Origin of the sequence: Burkholderia sp. Cy-637 (assembly GCF_011753175.1) — a bacterium.
GTDB lineage: Bacteria > Pseudomonadota > Gammaproteobacteria > Burkholderiales > Burkholderiaceae > Burkholderia > Burkholderia gladioli.
Genome location: NZ_VWWC01000072.1, coordinates 1 through 22,028, shown reverse-complemented (window position 1 = coordinate 22,028; position 22,028 = coordinate 1). Strand labels below are relative to the sequence as shown.

13 protein-coding genes are annotated in these 22,028 nt (G+C 66.7%); 1 reads left to right on the top strand and 12 read right to left on the bottom strand.

The annotated features are described in order from the left end of the window. The 3 genes from F3J10_RS19280 to F3J10_RS19270 form a co-directional block, all read right to left on the bottom strand. On the bottom strand, window positions 1-1,440 hold the full coding sequence (locus F3J10_RS19280; protein ID WP_167242781.1) for a UbiA family prenyltransferase: 1,440 nt from the start codon (window positions 1,438-1,440) through the stop codon (window positions 1-3). A gap of 284 nt (window positions 1,441-1,724) precedes the next feature. Further along, window positions 1,725-2,261 carry a hypothetical protein gene (locus tag F3J10_RS19275; RefSeq protein ID WP_167242769.1) on the bottom strand — a complete coding sequence of 179 codons (537 nt, stop codon included), beginning with the start codon at window positions 2,259-2,261 and terminating at the stop codon, window positions 1,725-1,727. Next, complete coding sequence (locus F3J10_RS19270) at window positions 2,261-11,398, bottom strand: hemagglutinin repeat-containing protein (protein ID WP_240155639.1); 9,138 nt, start codon at window positions 11,396-11,398, stop codon at window positions 2,261-2,263. Before F3J10_RS19270 ends, F3J10_RS19275 begins: the two co-directional genes overlap by 1 nt. 358 nt (window positions 11,399-11,756) lie before the next feature. On the opposite strand from F3J10_RS19270, the gene F3J10_RS19265 reads away from it, so the two are divergent. Next, entirely contained in the window at window positions 11,757-12,191 is a 435-nt protein-coding gene (locus tag F3J10_RS19265) for a universal stress protein (protein ID WP_025097976.1), read from the top strand. Window positions 12,192-12,293: 102 nt separating this feature from the next. Here F3J10_RS19265 and F3J10_RS19260 read toward each other — a convergent pair whose 3' ends face one another. From F3J10_RS19260 to F3J10_RS19220, 9 genes are all read right to left on the bottom strand, one after another. Further along, complete coding sequence (locus tag F3J10_RS19260) at window positions 12,294-13,697, bottom strand: MFS transporter (protein WP_025097975.1); 1,404 nt, start codon at window positions 13,695-13,697, stop codon at window positions 12,294-12,296. Window positions 13,698-13,750: 53 nt separating this feature from the next. Next, window positions 13,751-14,977 (bottom strand): FAD-dependent oxidoreductase, encoded by a 1,227-nt coding sequence (locus F3J10_RS19255; RefSeq protein ID WP_167242768.1) that lies wholly within the window; start codon window positions 14,975-14,977, stop codon window positions 13,751-13,753. Next, window positions 14,970-15,938: a VOC family protein gene (locus tag F3J10_RS19250; RefSeq protein WP_167242767.1), complete on the bottom strand. Its 969-nt coding sequence runs from the start codon at window positions 15,936-15,938 to the stop codon at window positions 14,970-14,972. The genes F3J10_RS19255 and F3J10_RS19250 overlap by 8 nt, the downstream gene beginning before the upstream one ends. A 16-nt stretch (window positions 15,939-15,954) precedes the next feature. Continuing rightward, window positions 15,955-17,445, bottom strand: a complete 1,491-nt coding sequence (locus tag F3J10_RS19245; protein ID WP_167242766.1) for an aldehyde dehydrogenase — start codon at window positions 17,443-17,445, stop codon at window positions 15,955-15,957. Between the two features lie 76 nt (window positions 17,446-17,521). Continuing rightward, window positions 17,522-18,355, bottom strand: a complete 834-nt coding sequence (locus F3J10_RS19240) for an aspartate dehydrogenase (RefSeq protein ID WP_167242765.1) — start codon at window positions 18,353-18,355, stop codon at window positions 17,522-17,524. Continuing rightward, on the bottom strand, window positions 18,348-20,021 hold the full coding sequence (locus tag F3J10_RS19235) for a thiamine pyrophosphate-binding protein (RefSeq protein WP_025097970.1): 1,674 nt from the start codon (window positions 20,019-20,021) through the stop codon (window positions 18,348-18,350). The genes F3J10_RS19240 and F3J10_RS19235 overlap by 8 nt, the downstream gene beginning before the upstream one ends. Further along, window positions 20,014-20,811: an SDR family oxidoreductase gene (locus F3J10_RS19230; protein ID WP_167242764.1), complete on the bottom strand. Its 798-nt coding sequence runs from the start codon at window positions 20,809-20,811 to the stop codon at window positions 20,014-20,016. The genes F3J10_RS19235 and F3J10_RS19230 overlap by 8 nt, the downstream gene beginning before the upstream one ends. Further along, on the bottom strand, window positions 20,808-21,689 hold the full coding sequence (locus tag F3J10_RS19225) for an IclR family transcriptional regulator (RefSeq protein WP_025097968.1): 882 nt from the start codon (window positions 21,687-21,689) through the stop codon (window positions 20,808-20,810). The genes F3J10_RS19230 and F3J10_RS19225 overlap by 4 nt, the downstream gene beginning before the upstream one ends. Beyond that, window positions 21,686-22,028: alpha/beta hydrolase (locus F3J10_RS19220; protein ID WP_240155638.1), on the bottom strand; the 343-nt coding region annotated here is incomplete at its 5' end. The genes F3J10_RS19225 and F3J10_RS19220, both read right to left, overlap by 4 nt.

Here is a 22,028-nt window from a genome sequence, read left to right as displayed (position 1 = left end):
TCACGGCGCCGGCAGGAAATGAGCAGCCAGCACCATCGCCACCATGGCGCAAAGCGTGCCGAAACTACCGCGGTTTTCGAGGATATGGACGATCGGATCGTCGTGCATCGCGCCGCGCACCGTCGTGATCCAGAGCCGCCCGAACAGGTAGATCAGACCGATCTGCACGAACCAGAGCAAGTGCGGGACCGCGTAGCGCGCCGCGGTCTCGGGTGCGTTGATGAAAAGTCCGAACACGACCACCGCGGCCAGCGAGGCACCGATACCGAATGGCCACAACACTTCCAGGTCGCTCACGCGGTAGTCACGGCCTGCCGATGCGCGCCTGTCGCTCTGGCGAAGCAGGACCAGCTCGGAGCAGCGTTTCACCAGCGCGAGACTCAGGAACGCGAACACGGAGAATGCGAGAAGCCAGCGACTGACCGTGATTTGCGCCGCGACGGCACCCGCCACGATCCGGTAGGTGTACAGCAGCGACAGCACGAGCACGTCGAGCAAGACGATCGATTTGAAGCGCCAACTGTACGCCGTCGTGATCAGCAGGTAGAGCACGAACATGCCCGCGAATGCACGCGATACCGCGAATGCAAGTGCAAACGCCAGCACCAGCAGCAGCGTCGCGCAGCCGAGACCTTCGGCAATCGACAAGGCACCGCTGGCGAAAGGCCGGTTGCGCTTGCGGGGATGCCGGCGATCGCTGTCGAGATCCCAGAGATCGTTGCCGATGTAGGTGGCGGATGCGCCGAGCGACATGGATAGAAAGGCGAGCGCGACGGTTGCAATCCTGTCGGTGTCGAAAAAGGCGAATGCGGTCAGCAAGGGCACGAAAAGCAACAGGTTCTTCAGCCACTGGTGGACGCGCAGCGCCTTGCACCACGTCGAGATGTCCGCGCCGGCATTTCGAAATTCCTGCTCTATGGGAATGCGGCCCCGGACGTTCGCGGCCACGCCAGGTGTTACGCCGGCAAGAATGGCGCCATGCGCGCCTGCCCATACCGGCAGGTCGGCCTTGCTGTCGCCTGCGTAGATAAAGTCGCTGCCCACCTGTTCACGGATGCCGGCCAGCTTGATTTCGCCCTTGAGGTTCGTTTCGCCGCAGGTCGAGATAACGAGATCGAACAAGCCGAGATGGCGACTCACACGCTCGGCGATCGAGCGATGCGCCGCGGTGGCGAGCACGATCTTCCGGCCGCTTTCGCGCTCGTGTGCGAGATAGGCGATGAGCGATTCGCGGTATGGGAGCGCGTCTGCTTGAAAATCGGCGTGTTCCGCGACCTTGGCCTTGAATGACGCGCGACCGCCAGCAAGCCAGAGAGGCATGCGTAGAAGAGTCCCCGGTTTGCGTTTGATTGCGCGGATGACGGATTCCATCAAGGTGTCCGTCGTCGTCAGCGTGCCGTCGAGGTCGACGACAAGCGGCAGCTTTCGGAGGTCTCGCATTTCCGTCAACGTTTTGTTCGATGTTGGCATTGGAATTTTTTAGAAATATTCATCGCACACTTTCCATATACCTCAACAGAAAAATTGAATGAAATTCATTTCATAACACTATCCACCTAAACACTGCAATTCAATAAGAAAAGTCTTAATTTCCCACCACATGACGCCCTCAAAAAAATCCTCCACCTTGAAAATTTTCAATTTTCACACCCCCACCAAAACCATTACACCATCAGACCTCGCCCATCGATCGTCAATCTATCGAACACAACAACACATACCCTCTAATCAGAAAGCAAGCCAACCACATCCTGATCAGATATATCAACACCGTCAAAATTAAAAATCCCAATCAAGGCCGATGTGATAGTTTTATAAATCGCCTCGCTTGATCCAATTAACCCATGTGCGGCACAAGTCAATCGCAAAGTTCCTGCTGCGATAGAATCCAATTTCGCACAGGCAATATCGACTCCAGCCGCAACCCCACGAACATACTCAACTGGCAACCCAACACGCACCTCATCATTCAAGCCGGCCATACTTTCAGAGAAAACCCTCTCCACCGAAGACGACACGTATATCTCAACAGATAAATCATCACCTTCATTGGGCTCAAAAGAACCTCCAATCAACCCATACATTGATCGAGCACCAAGAGGAACAAGCAATTCGATCGCCGCCACCTGAACATCCACATACCGCCGACTGTTCACCGGAACCTTATAGGCGACCATATCCGACGGGCAATACATCGCATCAGGAAGCTCATCAATCCAAAATCGAGCCTTCTTGAACTTATCAAAATTAATTGTCTTCATTATCGTGGGGGAAGCCCAGCAGCGGCTCTCCATGCGTTATTAAACAAGCCTGGATAGGCATCAATAACTTCCGGCGCATACAAATAAAATGGCGAAACCCCATATTTCGTTATTGCCGCGGCATGCGCCACATCATAAGCCATACCTTGCCGCATGAAACTTGACTCCGCCAATTCATGCAAGTAAAAATTTGCATCAGCACCCGTTACTCTTTGACCATTTGCAAAAGCATTTTGAAGACGAAGCAACATACCAGAATTAGCCGCATCGTCACCAAATTGAACAAGGTGATTGGAAACAATGTCCAATCCTTTTTGCGACACTGACACACTCTCCGCGCGGACCCCTGAAACAAGTTGCTTAACTGCATTTCCTTCACCCAAGGTTAGAACACCAAGAGCCGCATCGCCAATCGAGCCGACCGCTAACGCTACGCCCATGCCCACATTGCCGTTCGCAATAGCAGTCTGCGCTTGACTTGCCATTGTATGGCCAGGCACAAGGTCCAATGCCGCCTGACCAAAGGCCTTAGCATACTTTAAGCCCTTGTCAAGCAATTCACTTCCCGTGCCACAAGTGCCGTTGACGTTGCATTCACTTCGGTTATACAAGTCGGCGTTCGACGCCGTGAACGCCCCTGACGTGCCGCCGATCAGCGCGCCGCCCGCCCCAGCCAGTACGTTCGACAAGACGTTGCCCACCAGCAACGATCCCGTGCTCTCCCCGACCGCATCCGCGAGGCTATTCAACTTGCCCGCCATCGCCGACGACAGCGCTGCCCCACCTGCGCCGGCAAGCGCATTACCCCCGCCCAGTCCTGCCAGCGCGGCACCGCCAGCTGTATGCAACAACACGCGATTCGTGCCACCTTCCGCCCACGAGTCAGCTTCTGCCTGATAGGCAGCCTGCGCCGTCGTATCCCCGACAGCCTTGGCTGCATCGGCTGCCCGCTGTGCGTCTTCTTGCTTCGTGTCCGCATAGGCCGCAATCCCCTGCGCGACGACCTGACCAGCCGCTTGGCCGGCATTCATCAGGTCCGCCTGCTGATTCAGCAGATTCTGAACATCCGGTGTCTTTGACACTGTTCCGTTCAAGCTCGACGTATCACGATTCAGGTTTGCTACCTCCTGCGTCTGCCCCGCTTGATTCGTGATATTGATCGCGCCCGCGCTCACGCCGCTGCGCGTAAGGGCGTGTTCGCTGCCGCTATCCGATTGCGAAATCATCGGCGTGAAGCCGCCCGCCCCGCTGACGGATCCCGGCCCCGTGGCCTTGCCGGTTATCCCCAAGCCGGCGCCCGCGCTGAATCCACTGCTGTCCGCGCTATAGCTCGAATGGTTCTCGAGGTCGCGATAAGTCAGCGTCCCCGTCGTCAAGATATTCCTCGACGGATCGGCCGTGCTGGCGATCGCGGCCCCCGTCAGGTCGGTATTGCCCTTGACGGTCACATTGAAGCCACCCTCGCCCGCCTGGATCCCGGCCTGTTCGTTCACGCCCGCGTAATTGCCGTCCGCTTTCCCGTGCTGGGCACTGACGCTGACATTCCCGCCCCCAGCCGTGCTGATCCCGAACCCGCCGCCCGCGCTGCTCTGATTCGCCTTGCTGATCGTCGTATCCTGCACGCTGCGCAGGTTCAGATTGCCGCCCACATCGGCCGCAACGGTACGCCCCGATACGGTCGCACCAATCACGTTCGTGTCGCCGCCGCTGACCAGCGTCACGCTATTCGTACCGCTGACATGCGAGTTGTTCTGCATCGCGGCATCGCTATTGCCGTCGCCATGCGCACGCGACATCGACGCCGAAACGCCGATCCCGTTCGTGCCGATCGATACGCCGACGCTGCCGCCCGACGACGAATTCGAACTGCGCGTCGAATCGGTGCTCGTCGTGTTCCGCAGGTCAATCTGATTCTTCGCGGCCAGCAACACATCGTTGCCGGACACGTTCGAGCCGGCAACGGTGATATTGCCGCTGCCCGCGGTGCCGTTGCCGGTCGCGATCAGCGAGGTCGTGCCGCCCGACGTGAGGCTCGAACCGCGCTGCGTCGTCTGGTTTTCCGAGCTGTCGAGCTGGCTATGACTCGATCCGACACTGACCTGGATCCCTATGCTGGGCGCGCCCTTGCCGGCCAGCGCGCCGCCGGTGACACTCGCCACGCCGATCGCGGCATCACCTGCCGCCGCAATCGCATGCAGGGCAGTCGCGCGGCTGTCGCCGCTGCCGCTTCTTGCCGCCTGCGCCTGTTGGTAGGCCCCGTTGAGCGCGTCGCCGATGCTGCCCGACAAGCCGAGCGTGATGCCGCTGCTGCGGGTCGTCTCGCCATGCGTCGTGTTGCTGGTATCCGTGGCGGAGTCGATCACGACGTTTGCGGCCGTGCCGGCCAGGTTCTTCCCGGCGATCAGCTCGCTGCCCGTTGCATGCAGGGTATCGCCGGCCTTGATATTCAGGTTGCCGCCGATCGACCCCACCGTGCTCGCGTTGTTGGTGACGGACGAGGCGTGATCCGTGTCCTTCCTCGACTGCGTACCGATGCTGATGCTCAGGCCGCTGGTTCCCAGGCCCGAATGTGTTTCGTGGTAATAGCTGTCCTGCGTGACCGTATCCCGCGACGTCGTGATATTGACGTCGTTCACCGCGCCAAGATTCACATCGTTCGTACCAACCACCGTGCTGCCTTGAACGTTCAGGTCGCGGCCGGATTGAATGTTGACCGTGTTGCCCGACACCGTGCTGCCGATGCCGACGTTCGCATGCGTATCCTGCATCGAATCGGTCCTGGTGCTGCTGACGAAGCTGCCGCGATTCACCTGCACCGACTGATACTTGTCGTGTTCCTCGCGTGCCTCGTCGATCGTGACATTACCTGTCGCCGCGACGCTGGTGGCACCACCGCCGTTGTCGACGCCATTCGTCGTGCCGGATATGACGGACGACCCCGTGAGGCGCACATTGCCCTTCGACGTATCGCTGCTCGCCGCGGCGAGCGTGGCATTGCCGCCCGCCGTGAATTGCGTGCCGACCGCATGCTCGTCGTAATCGTGATCGACTTCCTTGCGCGCCTTGCTGTCGGCCGCGACGTTGTCCAGCTTCGCGGTATCCGTGACCGCCGTCGCCGTGAGATTTCCGCCCGCCAGCACCGACAGATCCTTGCCGGCCGAAACCGTCGCGCCTTCGAACGTCGTATCGTTGCCGCTTTGCATCCCCAAGCTGCCACCGGCGCTGATGCCGCTCGTGACATTCGTGGTATTCGATTCCTCCCAATGATGCTGATCGTTGAGGTACATCGATTGGTTCGTGGTGGACTGAACCGTATCCACGCTGATGTCCCGGCCGGCCGTGACCAGCGCATCGCCGCCGGCCGACAGATTCGCGCCATGCAGCGCCAGGTCTCGACCGGCCTCGACCGACAGATCACCAGTTGCAGCGATCGAAGCTTGCCGGCCGATCAAGCTCGTACCGACCTTGCTCGCGCCCGACACTCCCGTCACGCCCACCGCGTCGACCAGCGTCGTGTTGACGATATCCCGCCCCGCCGACACGGCTACGCGGTTACCGGTGATCATCCCGGACGCATTCACCACGTCATGGCTCGCCGATACGACGGTCGTGCCGTTGGTGCCGTTGCTCGATACCGTTCCGCCACGATTCAGGATATCGGCCGCGGCAAGCACGGTCTTCGTGCCGCCCTTGATGACACCCGAGTTCGTCGTGCTGCCGAGCGCATGGATTTCGACGTCGTCGGCGGCAATCAACCCGCCGGTCGGCTGCAGGTCGTTCGCGTGCGTCTGCGCCATGTAGACGACCGGCGCCAGCACATGCGTGGTGCTGCCGTCGGCCAGGGTCACCGTCTGGTCGACGAGCCACACGATATCGCTCGTCAGCGCATCCATCTGCGCGGCCGTGAGCGCCATGCCGGGCACCAGGCCGAACGACTTCGCGTAGTTCGCGCCGTTCGTCATCAGCGCCCGATATTCGTCTTCGGCGCTGGCATAGCCGGGCAGGAACGTGCGGCCCGTCAACTGCGTGACCTGGTTGCGCACCATCTGCTGCTCGTACATCCCGTCGCCCAGGCGTTTCTCGATGCTCGCCGGGTTCAGGTTCAACTGACCGAGCATGTAGTCGCTGGAAATGAAGCTCGTATAGCTCGTCAGGCGCGGATCGGTGACGACCAGATAGGGCTGGCCTGGTGCGGGCTGGACCGAATACATGCCGTTCGCCGGCAAGCTGATGGACAAGGCGCCGGTTGCGCTGGCAACCGATTGCAGCGCCGGGACGATCGTCGTGCCGCTGGCCGCGCCGACCTTGGCCTGGCCGCCTCCCGACACGCCTCGATTGGCCGCGTTGTTGCCGAGCGTGCCGCCCGTCGCGCCGGTCGCGGAATTCTGCGCGGCGACGTTCTGGTTATTGACGTCCTGCGCGTCGATCGACACCGACTGATTCGCGATGATCGTGCCACTGGTCCCGCCGATCGCGATCGGTGCATGCACAACCGGCGGCTCGACGATCGTGCCGCGATCCTGCGTCGTATTCTCGTTCCACGCATACGTCGAGACGATATTGTCGGTCTGATATAGATACAGCGTCTGGCCGACATTGTTCACGACCGTGCCGCCGTAACTGCCGCTGCCCACCGCGCCGTTCTGCTGCGAACCACCGATCTGGATCGACTTGCCGGCCGTGATCACGCTGTAGTCGTTGTCGATCGTGCCGACATTCGCCATCGTGATGCCGCCGCCCGCCACGAGCTGCGCCTGCGGCGCCTGGCTGCTTATCTTGTCCTGCTGAATCGTGGAGGTGGTGTCGCGCCAGATCTCGACGCGTTGGTAACCGTTATGGCCGTCGCTGCGCGTCGCGTATTCGGTATCGGGCGCGTAATTGACGTGCGGATCGTAACCCGCCCAATAGACCGCCGTGACGCTGCCGTCGCCGTTGACGGTCAGGGTGTTGTAGTACAGCGTCTGCTGCTGTCCGTTGACGTCGACCACCAGCGCGCGATCGACAGGATTGGCCCCGCTCGATTGCGATACCACCTGGCTCGCCGAATAGGTCGCGGTCTGCGGCGTCTTGTAGGGCCCCGACCAGCTTGCATACGAGCACACGCCGTGATTCGGCGCGGCGTTGCCGGTCGGGCAGCCGATGAACTGCTGCCGCTTGGTCTGATGCGTGGTGGTCGTATCGGTGGTTTCGGTCTCGACCGTCGGCGCGGGGCGGCTGTTGGTGAAGGTGCCGGCGGCGATTTCGATATTGCCTTGGGCTTCGATCGTCGACTGGTCGTTCAGCACGTTCCGCGTGCGGTTGGCCAGCAGGCCGCTCGCGTCGCGCTGCCCGTTCGCCGCGATATGGATATCGCCGATGCTGAACAGGTTCGCGCCGCCTGTGTTCGACAATCGGTTCGTCGCGTACAGGTTCAATTGCCTGGCGGCGGCGAAAACGGCGGCGGCACCGGCATTCGTGATGGTGCTCGCGTTCGCCGTCACATCGGCGCCGATCACGGTGCCCGTGTTGTTCAGGGTGGCGCTGTTGATCGTGACCGAATCGCCTTCGATGCGGCCGGCGTTATCGATCGTGCCGCCGTTCGCGTTGATCGTCGTCGCCGCGGAATTCAGATCCGCGCCGCCCTGGTTGTCGAGGTTCGACACATTCACCGTCAGCGCGCCGTTCGCATCCAGCACGCCCTGGTTCGTCAGCTTGCCGGAGCTGGTGAAATCCAGCTTCCCGTTCGCATGAAGCTTGTTGGCCGCCGTTTGCGTGTAGTCGCTCGCGAGCTTGATCGACGCATCGCGGCCCGCGACGATGGAGCCGTCGCCGGACAAGCTGCCGGTGCCCAGCGTCAGGTCCTGGTCGCTACCGATCGCGCCGCCCTGATTCAGCAGCGTACCGGTCTGGATCGACACGCTACCGCCGCTGCCGGCGTCGTTGCCGACCCTGCCGGACGTGTTGTCGATCGATGCGGTCGTCAGCGACAGCGCACCGTTTGCTCGCACGGACCCGTTCCGGTTGTCCAGCGTGGCGTTCTTCCCGTCGAATGTCAGCTTGTTGGCTGCCGACAGCACGCCACCGGCATTGCTCGCATGGCTGCCGATAGTCAGGCTCAGGTCGCGGCCGGCGAGTGCCTGGCCGCCTTGGGCGTTGGTGAGTGTCCGTGCCGTCAGGCTCACGTCGCCGTTGCCGCCGATCGTGCCCGCCCCGGCCTTGCCGGATGCGGCGGTATTCGTGATCGATGCGCCGCCGTCGATCGTCGTCGCACCGGTGCCGATATTCGCGATGCGGCCGTCGCTATTGTCGATGCTGGCGCCGGACAACTCGAACGTGGCGGCCGCGCCATTGGCCTCGATCTGGCCGCCTTGGTTGAGGATCGCACCTCGTGCGCCGGCCGACAGGTTGCCGTTGCTGGCCTGGATCAGGCCCGCCGCGTTGCTCAATTGACCATTCGATTGCACGGACAGGGATTGCGTCGCCAGCAGCGAGCCGTTCGAATTGTCGGCGCTGCCCGCCTGGATCGAGACGTCGCCGTTGCCGCCGATGACGCCGCCCGCCGTGTTGCTCAAGGCATTCGCCGTGGTGACGGATAGCGCCTCCATGCCGAGCGCCTTAACGACGCCACCGTCGTTCGCCAGGCTGTCGGCCGTCATCGTCAAGGCGTGATTCGACTCGATCGTGCCGGCCTTGTTATCGACCGCTTCCTGCGACCTGATCGTCACGCTATCGGCGCCGATATAAGCGGCTGTGCTGTTATCGAGCGACTGGACGCCGAGCGTGGCCTGTCGTTGCGCCGACAAGGTGCCGGCTCGATTCGACACAGCCGCGGCGGTCAGCGCCAGCGCGCCGTTGGTCGCGATCGAACCGCCCTGGTTCGACAGGGTGCCGGTCCCGATGGTCAGCGTTCCGCTGCCGGCGTGCGCAAGCCTGCCGTGGTCATTGATCAGCGTCGCCGGGCTCAGGCTGAGATCGGCGCTGTTCGCCTGCAGCGTGCCCGAGCTATTGTCGAGCGTGCCGGAAACGGCGATCGTGGTCGGATTCATGCCGGTCTGGACGATCGAGCCCACCCGGTTTTCAAGGTCGGTCGCCGTCAGCGACAGCTGGCTTGCCTGTATCGAGCCCGCGCTGTTGTCCAGATTGCCGGCGCGAACCGCCGCCAGCGCACCGGCGGCGATGCTGCCGGCGGCGTTGTTCAGATGCGAGCCGGCGTCGATCGAGCTGTCTTTGCCGGCCGTCATCGATCCGCTGCCGTTGTCGATCGATTGCGAGTTGGCCCGCAGGTCGGTGGCGGCACTGATCGATCCATGGTTCGCGATACCGCCGGCCTGCAGCTCGACGCTGCCGTCGCCGCCAATTACGCCGCCTTGCGCGCCGTTCGCGACAGTGCCCGCCACGTTCGTGATCTGGCCGCTCGTCGTGATCGACAGTCCATCCCGGCCCAGGGACGTCACGCGCCCGGCGGTGTTCCGCAGGGAAGCGCCGGTCACTGTCATCCGGCCCGCGCTCTGGATGATGCCCTGTTGATTGTCGATCGCGCCGCCTTCCACGTCCGCGGTGTTCTGCGACACCAGCGTGCCGGCCTGATTCGACAGCGCCCCGGTCGTGCGCACCATGAGCGCGCCTTGCGACGATACCGTGCCGCCCTGGTTCGACAGGCTGCCAGCCGTCAGCGTGATGCCTTGCTGGCTGGAAAGACTGCCGCGATCATTGACCAGCGTGCCTGCGGCTGTCGCGCTCAAGCTGCCCTGCGCACTCGCCGTTGCATTCGACAGATCGATGTCGCCCGCCGTCGCATTCACTCCCAACGAGCCGTTCGCCGCCGTCTTGCTGCCGGCCAGACTGACGCCCTTGCCGCTCAGCATCGCGCTACCGCCCGCGATGTTCTGGCCGGTCGCGGTCAGTTGGCCCGTGGTCGTCACCCGCAGATCACCGGCTTGCGTGACCGTGCCATTGCCGTCCACGCCCGCGCCCATGCCGCCGGTGGAAGTCAGCGAGCCGGCGTCGACGCCGACATCGTGTTGCGCGGCGAGCATGCCGCCATTCGTCATGTCCGCGCCGGTATTCATCGATACGGATTGCTGGCTGTAGGTCGTGCCGCTGTTGTCGATGCCGCCGGCAGCGGTAACCGCGATATTGCCGAGCGAGCTGATCTTCCCCGCCTGGATCAATCGGCCGTCCGTGGTGAGCGTCAGGCCGGCCGCATCCGCGGCGATGCTGCCGGCATTGCGCACGCCAACGCTATTGCCCGAACTGACGAGAAAGATGCGGTTGCTGTACATGCCGCCGAGCTGGCCCACGTCGATGGCAACCGCGGGCGCCGCGCCGTCGCCCTGGATCGGCGTCGCCGCGAGGGTATCGTGATTGACCTGGTTCGCCCCCGCGATCACGTTCAGGTTCCGGGCGTAAATTGCCGCGTTGGCCTGGACCGCGCGCGCGATGATGTCGACCTGGTCGATATCGGCGGCATTCAGGCCCGATCCGGAAACGGTGACGAGGCCGCGACTCACGTTGAATCCGGCGACGGAACCGTCCGCGCCGTAATACGGGACGCCCGTCGTCAAAACGGCGCGGGAAGTATTGATGAAGCCGCCGCCATCGATCTGCAGGCCGGCCGGATTCGAGATGATGAGTTCGGCCTTCTGCCCGGCGATCTCGACGAAACCGCGAATGGCGGACGGGTTGTTGCTGTTGACCTGGTTGACGATGATCCGCGCGGCATCGTTGGGCCCGAAATTCGGGTTGCCATTGATCATGCCCGCTTGCTGCGTATTGACGATCACGGGCGAATTATTGAGTATCGCCCCAGGCTTTTGCACGTCGAATTGGCTATAGGTATTCAGCGAAACGCCGGCATTGCCGGGTTTGTTGATATTGACCTGGGGCAGCCCGTTTTGCGTCTGGATAACCGACGGGGCATGCGCGCCGCCGCCGACGATCTGCGCATTGACCCAGCTCGGCACCGCTCCCGCCATGACCAGTGCCGCGAACGCCGCGTGGCGCAAGGCGAACCTCGCGAAGCCCGGCTGCGCGGCTGCCGCCATCTCCCCGCGGCCGGCATTGCCTGACGCATTGCCTGACGCATTGGCTGTTTCTTCGACAGCAATCAGCATCCCTCGAATACGACTGAATACCAGCCGGTAATTATTCTTGTTCATGGTTCTGGTCTACTCGCGAATCGCGCTACTGAGCACTACGGATCAACGGACCAGCGCATTGTCTCGCAGAAGATGCCCCGTTTTGTCTCGAAACGGGTTAAGGAATGTCAAATGCACTAGCAACCAGGGATTAATCAAAGAGGCCTGTTAACCTTGACAGGGCGGATTATCCAATCTTCAAAAATCTCTCGAAAATCTGAACGCCTTTTCAAGTCTGATAAATCGGCGCATCGAATCGGCGACCCGGCAAGCCCCGATCTTGACGAGATTTTTATACCCCAGCGCCCACTCTTTACGAGATCGACACCACCGGTTGTTTACGCTGCGGGCATCGCATCCGAACTGCTTGCCGCCCCACATGCTCAAACTGCTCGTCCCCGTCGGCCACTCCCCGCGCGCGCTGCAGGCCGTGCGCCATGCCGCCTTCCTCTACCGCGAGCGCTGCGCCTCCGAGGTGGTGCTCGTCAACGTGCAACCGCCGCTGGGCGGCTCGCGCGCCGACGCCTTCCATACCCATCGCGAACTCGACGAAATCGGCCGCGCCGCGGCCGAGCACGACCTGGCCGCGGCCATCACGATCCTGCGCGACGCCGGCGTGCACTACTCGCTGACCATGAAGTTCGGCGCGACCGCCGACGCGATCGCGCGCTGCGCGCTGGAGCATCGCTGCGACGAGATCGTGCTGACCGCGCCGCGCCGCAATCCGCTGCACTGGCTCGCACGCGTGTTCGGCCTGGGCCTGCACGATCGCCTGCTGCGGCTCACGAAGCTGCCGGTCACGGCGGTGCACTGAGCACGCGGCGCCGAAGCCGCGTCCAGGGCACCTGCGTCGCGCGTCAAAACAAAACGGCCGGCATGACAATGCCGGCCGTTTCACATCCCGCGCTGGGAGCGCTCAGGCTTCCAGCCGCTCCAGCACCTGCCCCTTGGTCTCGATGCCGATGAAGTGCACCGTCAGCGCCGCGATCAGCGGCACCGCGCCGAGCAGGTAGAAGGCCGGCGCCAGGTTGCCGCCGAGGATCGCGTGCGGCACCACCATCGGCGCCACGAACGAGGCGATCTTCAGCCAGGCGCTGCCGAGCCCGCAGCCCGAGGCGCGGATGCTGGTGGGGTACTGCTCGGGCGTGTAGACGTAGGCGGTGATGAAGCCCGAGGCCATCAGCCCCAGCGCCAGCGAGCAGCAGATCGCCACCACGTAGACCGAGGCACCGTGCCAGTAGCCGGCCGCCGCCAGCGACAGCGCGCAGAGCAGGAACGACACGCTGATCACGGGCTTGCGGCCCACCACGTCCACCAGCAGCGCCGACACCAGCGAACCGAGCACGCCCAGCACCGAGCCGATCACGGCCAGGTTCAGCGCGAGCTGCAAGGGCGCGTGGTAGAAGTCGCGATAAATGGTCGGCAGCCAGGTGGACAGCCCGTACTGGATGAAGCCGCAGGTGGCCCACAGCGTCGCCACCGCGATGGTGCGCCGGCGATAGGCGGGGCTCAACAGGTCGAGCGCGCGGCGGCGCGGATGGCGCGCCAGCACCTGGTCGAACTCCTCGCTGCCGGCCGGCGGCGGCAGCGTCCCGCGCACCGAGGCCTCGAAGCGCGAGAGCGCCTCGCCGGCCTCGGCCAGCCGCCCGCGCGAGGCCAGCCAGCGCGGCGACTCGGGCACCAGGCGCGTCAGCACCAGGCCCAGCAGCAGCGGCAGCCCGCCGATGAAGTACATGATCTCCCAGCCGTAGCGCGGCACCAGGTAGGCACCCAGCGCCATCGAGGCCAGCAGACCGATCGGGAACACGATCTCGTACAGCAGCACGAAACGCCCGCGTCCGTGGGCGCGCGTGATCTCGTTGATATAGGTGGCCGCCACCGGCAGCTCGCCGCCCAGGCCGATGCCCTGCAGCACGCGCAGCGCCACGAAGGCCGCGAAGCTCGGCGCGAAGCCGCAGGCCAGGCTGGTCACGCCGATCACGGTCGAGCTCCAGGCGATCGCGCGCACGCGGCCGTGCCGCTCGGCCAGCATCGGGAACAGGATCGCGCCGATCAACTGCCCGATCGCGCCCGAGGCGATCAGCCAGCCGATCTGCGCCGGCCCGAGCCCCCACTTGTGGATCAGCAACGGCAAGGTGGCCGCGATGGTGATCACGTCGAAGCCGTCGAAGAAGGTAGCGGTGCCGATCAGCACCCGCGCGCGGATCTGCAGCGCATTGGTCGGCAGGCGTTCGAGACGCGCGACGACCGCGCCGGGCGTGGCCGGCGCCGCGGCGGCCGACACGGCCGGGCTGGCGACGACGCTGGGATAGGTGCTCATGCGGGGATTCTCCTTGGGGCCTGCGATAGCGGGTGGCGTGGGCGGCAGCGTCGCTAGGCCAGCGCGCGGCTCGTGTCGGTGAGCGCCGCGCCATCGACCGCGCGGCCCTGGTTCATCCATTTGCGCGCGAGCTTGAGTTCGCGTGCCGTGTTGATGGCGATCACGCCGCGCAGCGTGACGCCGTCGACGAAGAACAGCGTGGCGCGGCGCGCGGCCAGGTCGCCGCGCACCAGCATGGTGGTGGCGTCGCCGGGGTCGCCGAGGATCTGCAGGTTCACGTCGTACTGATCGGACCAGAACCAGGGAATCTCGGCATAGGGCACGCGCGTGCCGAGCAGGGCCCGGGCCGCCGCGATCGCCTGGTTCTGCGCATTGGCCCAGGATTCGAGCCGCGTGCGGCGCTTCAGCCAGGCGTTCGGGTGGCTCGCCACGTCGCCGCAGGCGAAGATCGCCGGATCGCTGGTGGCACCGTATTCGTCGACCACGATGCCGTCCTCCACCGCCAGGCCGGCCTCGCGCGCCAGCGCCAGGTTCGGCACCAGGCCGATGCCGGCCACCGCGCAATCGGCGTCGATCACGCTGCCGTCGGCGAGCGTGGCACGCACGCGCGAAGCGTCCTCGGGATGCGGGTCGAGCGCGGCCAGTTGCGCGCAGAGCCGCAGCTCGACGCCCTGGGCGCGATGCAGCTCGAGCAGGAAGTCGGACACGGCCAGCGGCAGCGAGCGCGCGCAAAGCCGCGGCGCGCCCTCGACCAGCACCGCCTCGATGCCGAGCTTGCGCGCGGTGGCCGCCACCTCCAGGCCGATCCAGCCGCCGCCGATCACCAGCACGCGGCGGCTCGCGCGCAGCGTGCGGCCCAGCTCGGCCGCCTCGTCGAGCGTGCGCAGGTAATGCAGCTTCGGCGTCCTGACGATGGACTCGGGCAGCCGCCGCGCCGCGCCGCCGGTGGCGATCACCAGGCGGTCGTAGTCCAGCTCGCGGCCCGACTCGGTGCGCACGACGCGCCGCTCGCGATCGATCGCCGTGGCCCGCTCGGGCTGCCAACGCTCGATCGCGAGCCCGGCCAGCTCGTCCGGCTTCAGCAGGTGGGTACTGGCCGCGTCGGCCTCGCCCGCCAGCACCGCCTTCGACAGCGGCGGGCGCTCGTAGGGCGGATGCGTCTCGTCGGCGATCATCACCAGCCGCCCGGTATAGCCTTCCGCGCGCAGCGTCTTCGCCACCCAGCCGGAGGCCTGTCCGCCGCCGATCACGGCGACGGTCTCGATGCGATCCTCAGCCATGCTTGCGCTCCGTCATGAAGGCGCCGGCCGGCGCCTCGGCCTGCTTCTGGCGGCGCGTATGGCCGTCGATGCCGCCGTCGATCGCCCATTCGGCGAACACGGTCGGGCCCGGCTCGAAATCGCGCGGCTGCCATTCGGGCGTCAGCACGTCCTCGTCGGCGTAATACTCGATCAGGCCGCCGGCCGGGTTCTGGAAGTACCAGAAGTAGGCCGACGACACCGGGTGGCGCCCCGGGCCGAGCTGGGTGGTCCAGCCGCGGCGGCTGATATGCAGGCCGCCGCCGAACACCTCGTGGATGTCGCGCACGGTGAAGGCGACGTGGTTCAGGCCGCGCTTGCCGTTGGGCAACTGCAGCAGGAACAGGTCGTGATGGCCGCCGTGCGGCGCGCAGCGCAGGAAGGCGCCGCGCCCCGGATAGCGGTCCGAGGTCTCGAAGCCGAGCAGTTCCTGGTAGAACGCGGCCTGCTCGGCGAGGCGGTCGGTGAAGAACACCACGTGCCCGACCTCGACCGGCTCGGCGCGCTCGTAGACGGGGCTGGGCTGGTCGACGCGCGCGGCCGGCAGGCCCCAGACGTTCGAGGGCGAGCCCTGCAGGTCGAGCGGTCGGCGCCGCGTGATCTCGACCCGGATCGCCATGCCGATCGGGTCCAGGCAGCCCACCGCCTCGTCGGTCTCGAAGTGGCCCGGCTGGCCGGCGAAACGGCCGCGCAGCGCGTCGAGCTCGGCGCGCGTGGCCACGCCCCACGTCACTTCGCGCAGCGTCGGGCCGGCCTCGAAGGCGGGCGGCAGCGAGGCATCGTCGGCCGCCACCAGCCGCACCGTGCAGCCGTTGAGCGTCTCGAAGCGCGCCTGCCCCGCGTCGTGCTTCACCTCCTTCAAGCCCCAGTCGGCGAAGAAGCGCCGGCAGGCGTCCAGGTCGGTCACGCCGTAGGTGATCTGTTCGATTCCAAGGATGGTCATCGCATCGTGCTCCCGTTCAATTCGCCCACGCGAGCGGCAAGTCGTTGAGGCCCCAGTAGAGGCTCTTCTGCTGCATGTACTCGACGATCCCCAGCCGCCCCTTCTCGCGGCCCTGGCCGCTGTCCTTCCAGCCGCCGAACGGCGTCGAGATCGAGAACTGCTTGTAGGTGTTGATCCACACCGTGCCGGCCTCGAGCGCGCGCGCCACGCGCCAGGCCCGCTTGTAGTCGCGCGTCCAGATGCCGGCGGCGAGCCCGAACACGCTGCGATTGGCCATCGCCAGCAGCGAGGCCTCGTCGTCGAAGGGCATCGCCACCAGCACCGGCCCGAAGATCTCCTCCTGGCAGATGCGCGCCTGGTTGGACAGCCCATCGAGGATGGTCGGCAGGTAGTAGTAGCCCTGCTCGCGGCCGTCGCCGCCCGGGCGCTCGCCGCCGCACAGCACGCGGCCGCCCTCCTCGCGCCCCAGCGCGACATAGGATTCGATCGAGGCGCGGTGCTGGGCGGTGATCAGCGGCCCCATCTGGGTGCGCTCGCTGGCCGGATCGCCGACCCGCAGCGCGCGGGCCCGCTCGACCAGGCGCGAGACGAAGGCGTCGTAGAGGCCGCGCTGCACGAACAGGCGCGAGCCGGCGATGCAGGATTCGCCCGAGGAGCTGAAGATGCCGTACAGCACGCCGTTCACGGCGTGGTCCAGATCGGCGTCGTCGAACACGATGGTCGGCGACTTGCCGCCCAGCTCCAGCGACACCGGCATGAAGCGCTCGGCGGCGAGCCGCGCGATGCCGCGCCCGACCTCGGTGCCGCCGGTAAACGACACCTTCTTCACGCGCGCGTCGCGCACCAGCGCATCGCCCACCACCGAGCCCTTGCCCGGCAGCACCGAGATCACCCCGCGCGGCACGCCGGCCTGCTCGCAGAGCCGCGCCAGCGCCAGCGAGGCCAGCGGCGTGACCTCGGCCGGCTTGAGCACCACCGCGTTGCCGGCCGCCAGCGCCGGCCCGAGCTTCTGCGCGTCGGAGGCGATCGGCGAGTTCCAGGGCGTGATGGCGGCCACCACGCCGAGCGGCTCGTGCACGCTCATCGTGAGGTAGTCGCCGCGCGAGGGCGTGAGCGCTTCCTCGAAGGTCTCGGCGGCCGCCGCGAAGTAGCGGAAGGTATTGGCGGCGCTCGTCACCAGCGCGCGCGTCTCGCTGATCGGCTTGCCGTTGTCGCGCCGCTGAATCTGCGCGAGCTGCTCGTGGTTGGCCTGCACCAGATCGGCGATCCGGTGCAGCACGGCGGCGCGCTGGTGCGGCTTGAGCCCGGCCCAGTCGCCGCGTCGCCAGGCGGCGTCGGCCGCCTCCAGCGCGTCGCGCGCGTCCTGCGCGTCGGCCATCGCGATCTCGCGGTTCAGCGAACCGTCGGCGGGATACAGGCTCGCCGTGGCGGCGCCGCGGCCCGGCCGCCATTCGCCGCCGATCAGGATCTCGCCGGTCGGCACCAGCGGAAAATCGAATGCTGTCATCGTCTGTCCTCGGTCATCCTCAACAAGGCATCGCGTGCCCGGGCGGCGGCGCGGCCAGGCCGGCGCCGCCGCTCGCTCAGATCACGCAGCGCGCGGCGCGGTTGCGCAGCGCGCGGATCGCGCTGAATGCCGTCAGCGCGGAGGTTTTCGGGTTGTCCGGCAAGGGCTTGCCCGACATCTCCAGCGACATCTCGCCGAACGCGCCGCGCGCCACGATGCGATGCACGTTGCGCGTCACGGCCGGATCGGCGATCAGGGTCACGCGCGTGCGATCGAGCCCGAGCCCGGCCAGCGCCACGGTGGCGGCCACGTTGGCGTTCTTCGGGTAGAGCCGCGCCGCGTCGCGCGCGCTGCCCTCGAAGATGACCTGCTCGACCGTCAGCGTGCGCAGCTCGCAAACCGCCTCGGCCGGCGTGTCGAGCCAGCCGGTGGGCGGCTTGCGGCCGATGTAGCCCACCTCGTCCAGGCCGCCCTGCCTGGCGGAGGCCAGCGCGTCGATCCCGCCGATCGCGCCCGACAGCAGCGTGAGCGTGGCCTGGCCCTGGTCGGCCGCCTGCGAGAGCGTGTCGAGCAGCGCCAGGTCCGACAAGGCGCCGATCGAGGCCACCGCGCAATCGGTGCCGGCCTGCAGCAACGGCACCACGTGATCGACCAGCGCGCCGTGCCCGGCGCATTCGAGCGCGAAGCGCGGATGGCTCGACAGCGCCTCGACCGAACTCACCACGTCGACCCGCTCGCCCAGCTCGGCGCGCACCGCGTCGCGCTGGTGCGCCGGCACGATCACGTGGGCCACGCGCAGCGCCGTGTCGTGCTCGACCGCGCGATAGACGGCCGCGCCGATCGCGCCGAAGCCGATCATCGCCACTTCGAGCAGCGCGCCGCCGCCCGCCTGCGCCGCCGGCTTATGCATATTGCTGCTCCTGGTCGAGCGGCTGCTTGACGGGGGGCCCGGCGAAGGCGGTGGTGAAGGCGCCGACCGACAGCATGTCGACCTCGACCAGCACCGGCCCCGCATGGGCCAGGCCGTCGCGGATCGCCGCCTCGGCCTGGTCGAGCGAGGCGATGCGGTGATGCCTGAGGCCCAGGCTCGCGCAGAACTGCGCGAAGTCGGGCTGGTGCAGCTCGACGAAGCAGCGCCGGCCACCGTATTGCGCGTCCTGGATGTTGCGGATCACGCCGTAGCACTGGTCGTTCATCAGCACGATCATCAGGTCGGCGCGTTCCTGCACGGCCGTGGCCAGCTCGCCGACATTGACCATCAGGCCGCCGTCGCCGACCAGGCAGACCGTCTTCGCGGCGCTGCCGGCCAACGCCGCGCCGATCGCCATCTGCATGCCCTGGCCGATGCCGCCGCCCAGCGCATGCACGCCCGCGCGCGGCTCGAAGATCTTCAGCAGCCGGTTGCCCCAGGTGCTGTTCGAGATGGTCACATCGCGCACCCAGTTGTAGTCGCGGCCGACCTCGGCCTGCAGCGTCTCGACCAGTTGCCGATACGGGCCGAGCCCCTCGGCCACGTCGGCCACCGCCGCCTCGCGCGCGGCGGCCAGCTCGGCCGCGAAAGCCGGGTCGACCTGCATGCGCCCTTCGAGGCGGTCGGCCAGCTCGGCCAGCACGCGCTTCGCGTCGCCATGCACGAACAGCGCGTTGCGATAGCCGCGGTTGTCGGCCAGCGCGTCGGCGTCGATGCGGTAGAGCGGCTCGGGCAGCGCCAGCTTGTACTTCAGGGTTTCGTTGCCGCGCAGCCGCGAGCCGACCACCACCAGCGCATCGCAGCCGCGATAGAACTGCTCCACCGCGCCATGCACGTTGAAGGCGCCCAGCGTGGCCGGATGATCCTCGGGCAGCACGCCGCGCCCCTGCACGCTGGTCACCACGCCGAAGCCGAGCGCCACCAGCCGCTCCACCTCGGCGCGCGCGTGCCGCGCCCCGCCCCCGAGCCACAGCAGCGGCCGGCGCGCGGCGGCCAGTTGCTCGGCCAGTTGCGCGACGCGCGCGCTGTCGTGTTCGCGCGGCGCCACGTGGGCGGGGGCGAGATCGGCGGGCCACTCGATCTCGGCGGCCTGGATGTCGATCGGGATCTCCACCGAGACCGGGCCGCTCGGAGCGGTCTGCGCCACGCGCACCGCCTCGCGCAGCGTGGGCAGCACCGATTCGACGGTGCGCACGCGGTAGGCCGCCTTGGAGATCGCGCCGAGCATGGTCAGCTGGTCCGGCGCCTCGTGGATGTAGGCGAGGTCCTGGTCCAGGTAGGGCGTCTCGATCTGCCCGGTGATGTGCAGCAGCGCGGTGCCGGCCGTGAGGGCCTCGACCATCGCGCCGGCCGCGTTGCCGGCGGCCGTGCCGGTGCTGGTGAAGGCCACTCCCAGGCCGCCCGAGACGCGCGCCAGGCCGTCGGCCATGTTGACCGCGCCGGCCTCGCCGCGCGCGCCGACGTAGCGGATCCGCTCGCGCCGGTGGATCGCGTCGAGGATCGGCATGTTGTGGATCGAGATCACGCCGAAGGCGGTCTTCACGCCGCAGTGTTCGAGAAAGGCCGCGATCAGTTCGCCGACCGTGGTGCGTTGGATGTCAGACATGGCGTGCAAAGCCTCCGGAAACGTCGATATGGCTGCCCGTCGTATAGGAGGACAGGTAAGTGGCTAGATGGAACAGGGCTCGCGCGGCCTCCTCGGGCCGCCCGAACCGGTCGAGCGGAATGCGCTTGGCGCGCGCGATGCCTTGCGTCCAGGTTTCCCAGTCCTGGCCCGGCTGCGCCTCGCGCTGGTGACGGCGGTGCCACTGCCCCGACTCGACGATGCCGATCAGGATCGAGTTGACGCGGATCCCCTGCGGCGCGAGTTCGGTGGCGAGCGACTTGACCAGGCTGAGCACGCCGGCGCGCGCCGAGGAGGTAGCCACCATGTGCGGCTCGGGCTGCAGCGCGAGCAGCGAATTCACGCAGCTGATCGAGGCCGCCGGCGCCTCGCGCAGCATCGGCAGGAAAGCGCGCGTCGGGCGGATGATGCTGAAATACTTGAGGTCTAGCTCCTCGCGCCACGCCTCGTCGCTCGTGTCGGCGAAGCTCGACACGCGCCCCTGCCCCGCGTTGTTGACCAGCATGTCGGCGCGACCGAAACGGGCCGCCACCGCGCCGGCGAAGGCTTCGACCTGGCCCGCGTCGAGCACGTCGCAGCGCGCGGCCAGCAGCGGCGCGCTCGGGTGGCGCTCGCGCAGCCCGGCCTCGGCCTGCGCGAGCCGCTCGGCGTCGCGCCCGCAGATCGCCACCGAGGCGCCTGCCTGCAGGAACAAGTCGGCGGTGGCCAGGCCGATGCCGGACGAGCCGCCCGTCACCACCGCCACCTGCCCGGTCAGATCGATTTCGATCATCGCAATCCCAATGCCTTCAGATAGGAGTTCTCATCATCGGAGCGGTAATTGAGCCGCCGCGACAGTTCATTGGCCGCCCTCACGACCTTCTCGACCAGGCCGTCGGCGATCAGCGCCGCGTCGATCTCGGGTTTCGGCACCGTCACCGTGACGGCCGCCACGATGCGCTGCGTGTCGTTGCGCACCGGCGCGGTGACCACCGAGATGCCGCGCTCGAACGAGGCGTTGCTGATGCCGTAGCCGCGCGCGGCATCCTCGCGGACCAGCGCGAGCAGCGCCTCCAGGCTGTCGGGCGTGGCGCGCGTGGCGCGTTCGAGCTGGCGCTCGGGGTACAGCGCGCGCAGCTCGGCCTCGCTCAGGTCGCCCATCAGCACGTGGCCGTGGGTGGTGGCATGCGCGGGCAGCCGCGTGCCGACGTTGACGCGAATCGAGCTGAAGGCCGGCGCCGCGCTCTGCGCCTTGGCGACGAACACCACGTCGCGGCCGTCGCGGATCACGATATGGGTGGTGAAGCCGGTCGCCTCGCGCAGGCCCTCGATCACCGGCAGGCCCAGGTCGGTCAGCTCCAGCGAGCTCAAGTATTCGAAGCCCAGGCGCAGCACCGCCACGCCGAGCCGGTAATTGCGGTCCTTGTCGGCGCGCTCCAGGAAGCCCAGCGATTCGAGCGTCTGCAGCAGCCGGAACACCGTGGTGCGCGGAATGCCGAGCCGCTTCGACAATTCCGGCGCGCCCAGCACCGGCTCGCGCGGCGAGAATTCCGCGAGGATCCGCAGCCCGCGTTCGAGGCCCGGTACCACGTAGGCGCCGTTCGCGGCATCCGCCTCGGACGCGCCGCTGTCGGCCGGCTCGCTTCGCAGGGCGAGTTGGGTCGGGTTCATGCCTGTCTCCATGATTCGTCGCAGCGCGCGCAGAACGCGCCGATCAGCGCCGAGTAGCGCTCGGGTGCCTCCACGTAGCCGGCATGGCCGGCGCGCGGCACGATGCGCAGCGCCACGCCGGCCGCCGCCGCGATCCGTTCGCAGGCGTTCGGCGGCGTGATGCCGTCCTCGGCGCCCACCATCACCTCCACGCGCGCGGCGCCGGCGGCGTCGCTCATCGCCCGCCAGGCGGCGAGATCGGCGGCCAGGTCGGCGTTCGCGAGCAGATGGGTGGCCTGCGCGTAGCCGGCCGGCTTCACCTGCGCCATCACGCGGCGCACCCAGGCGCGCGCGGCCTCA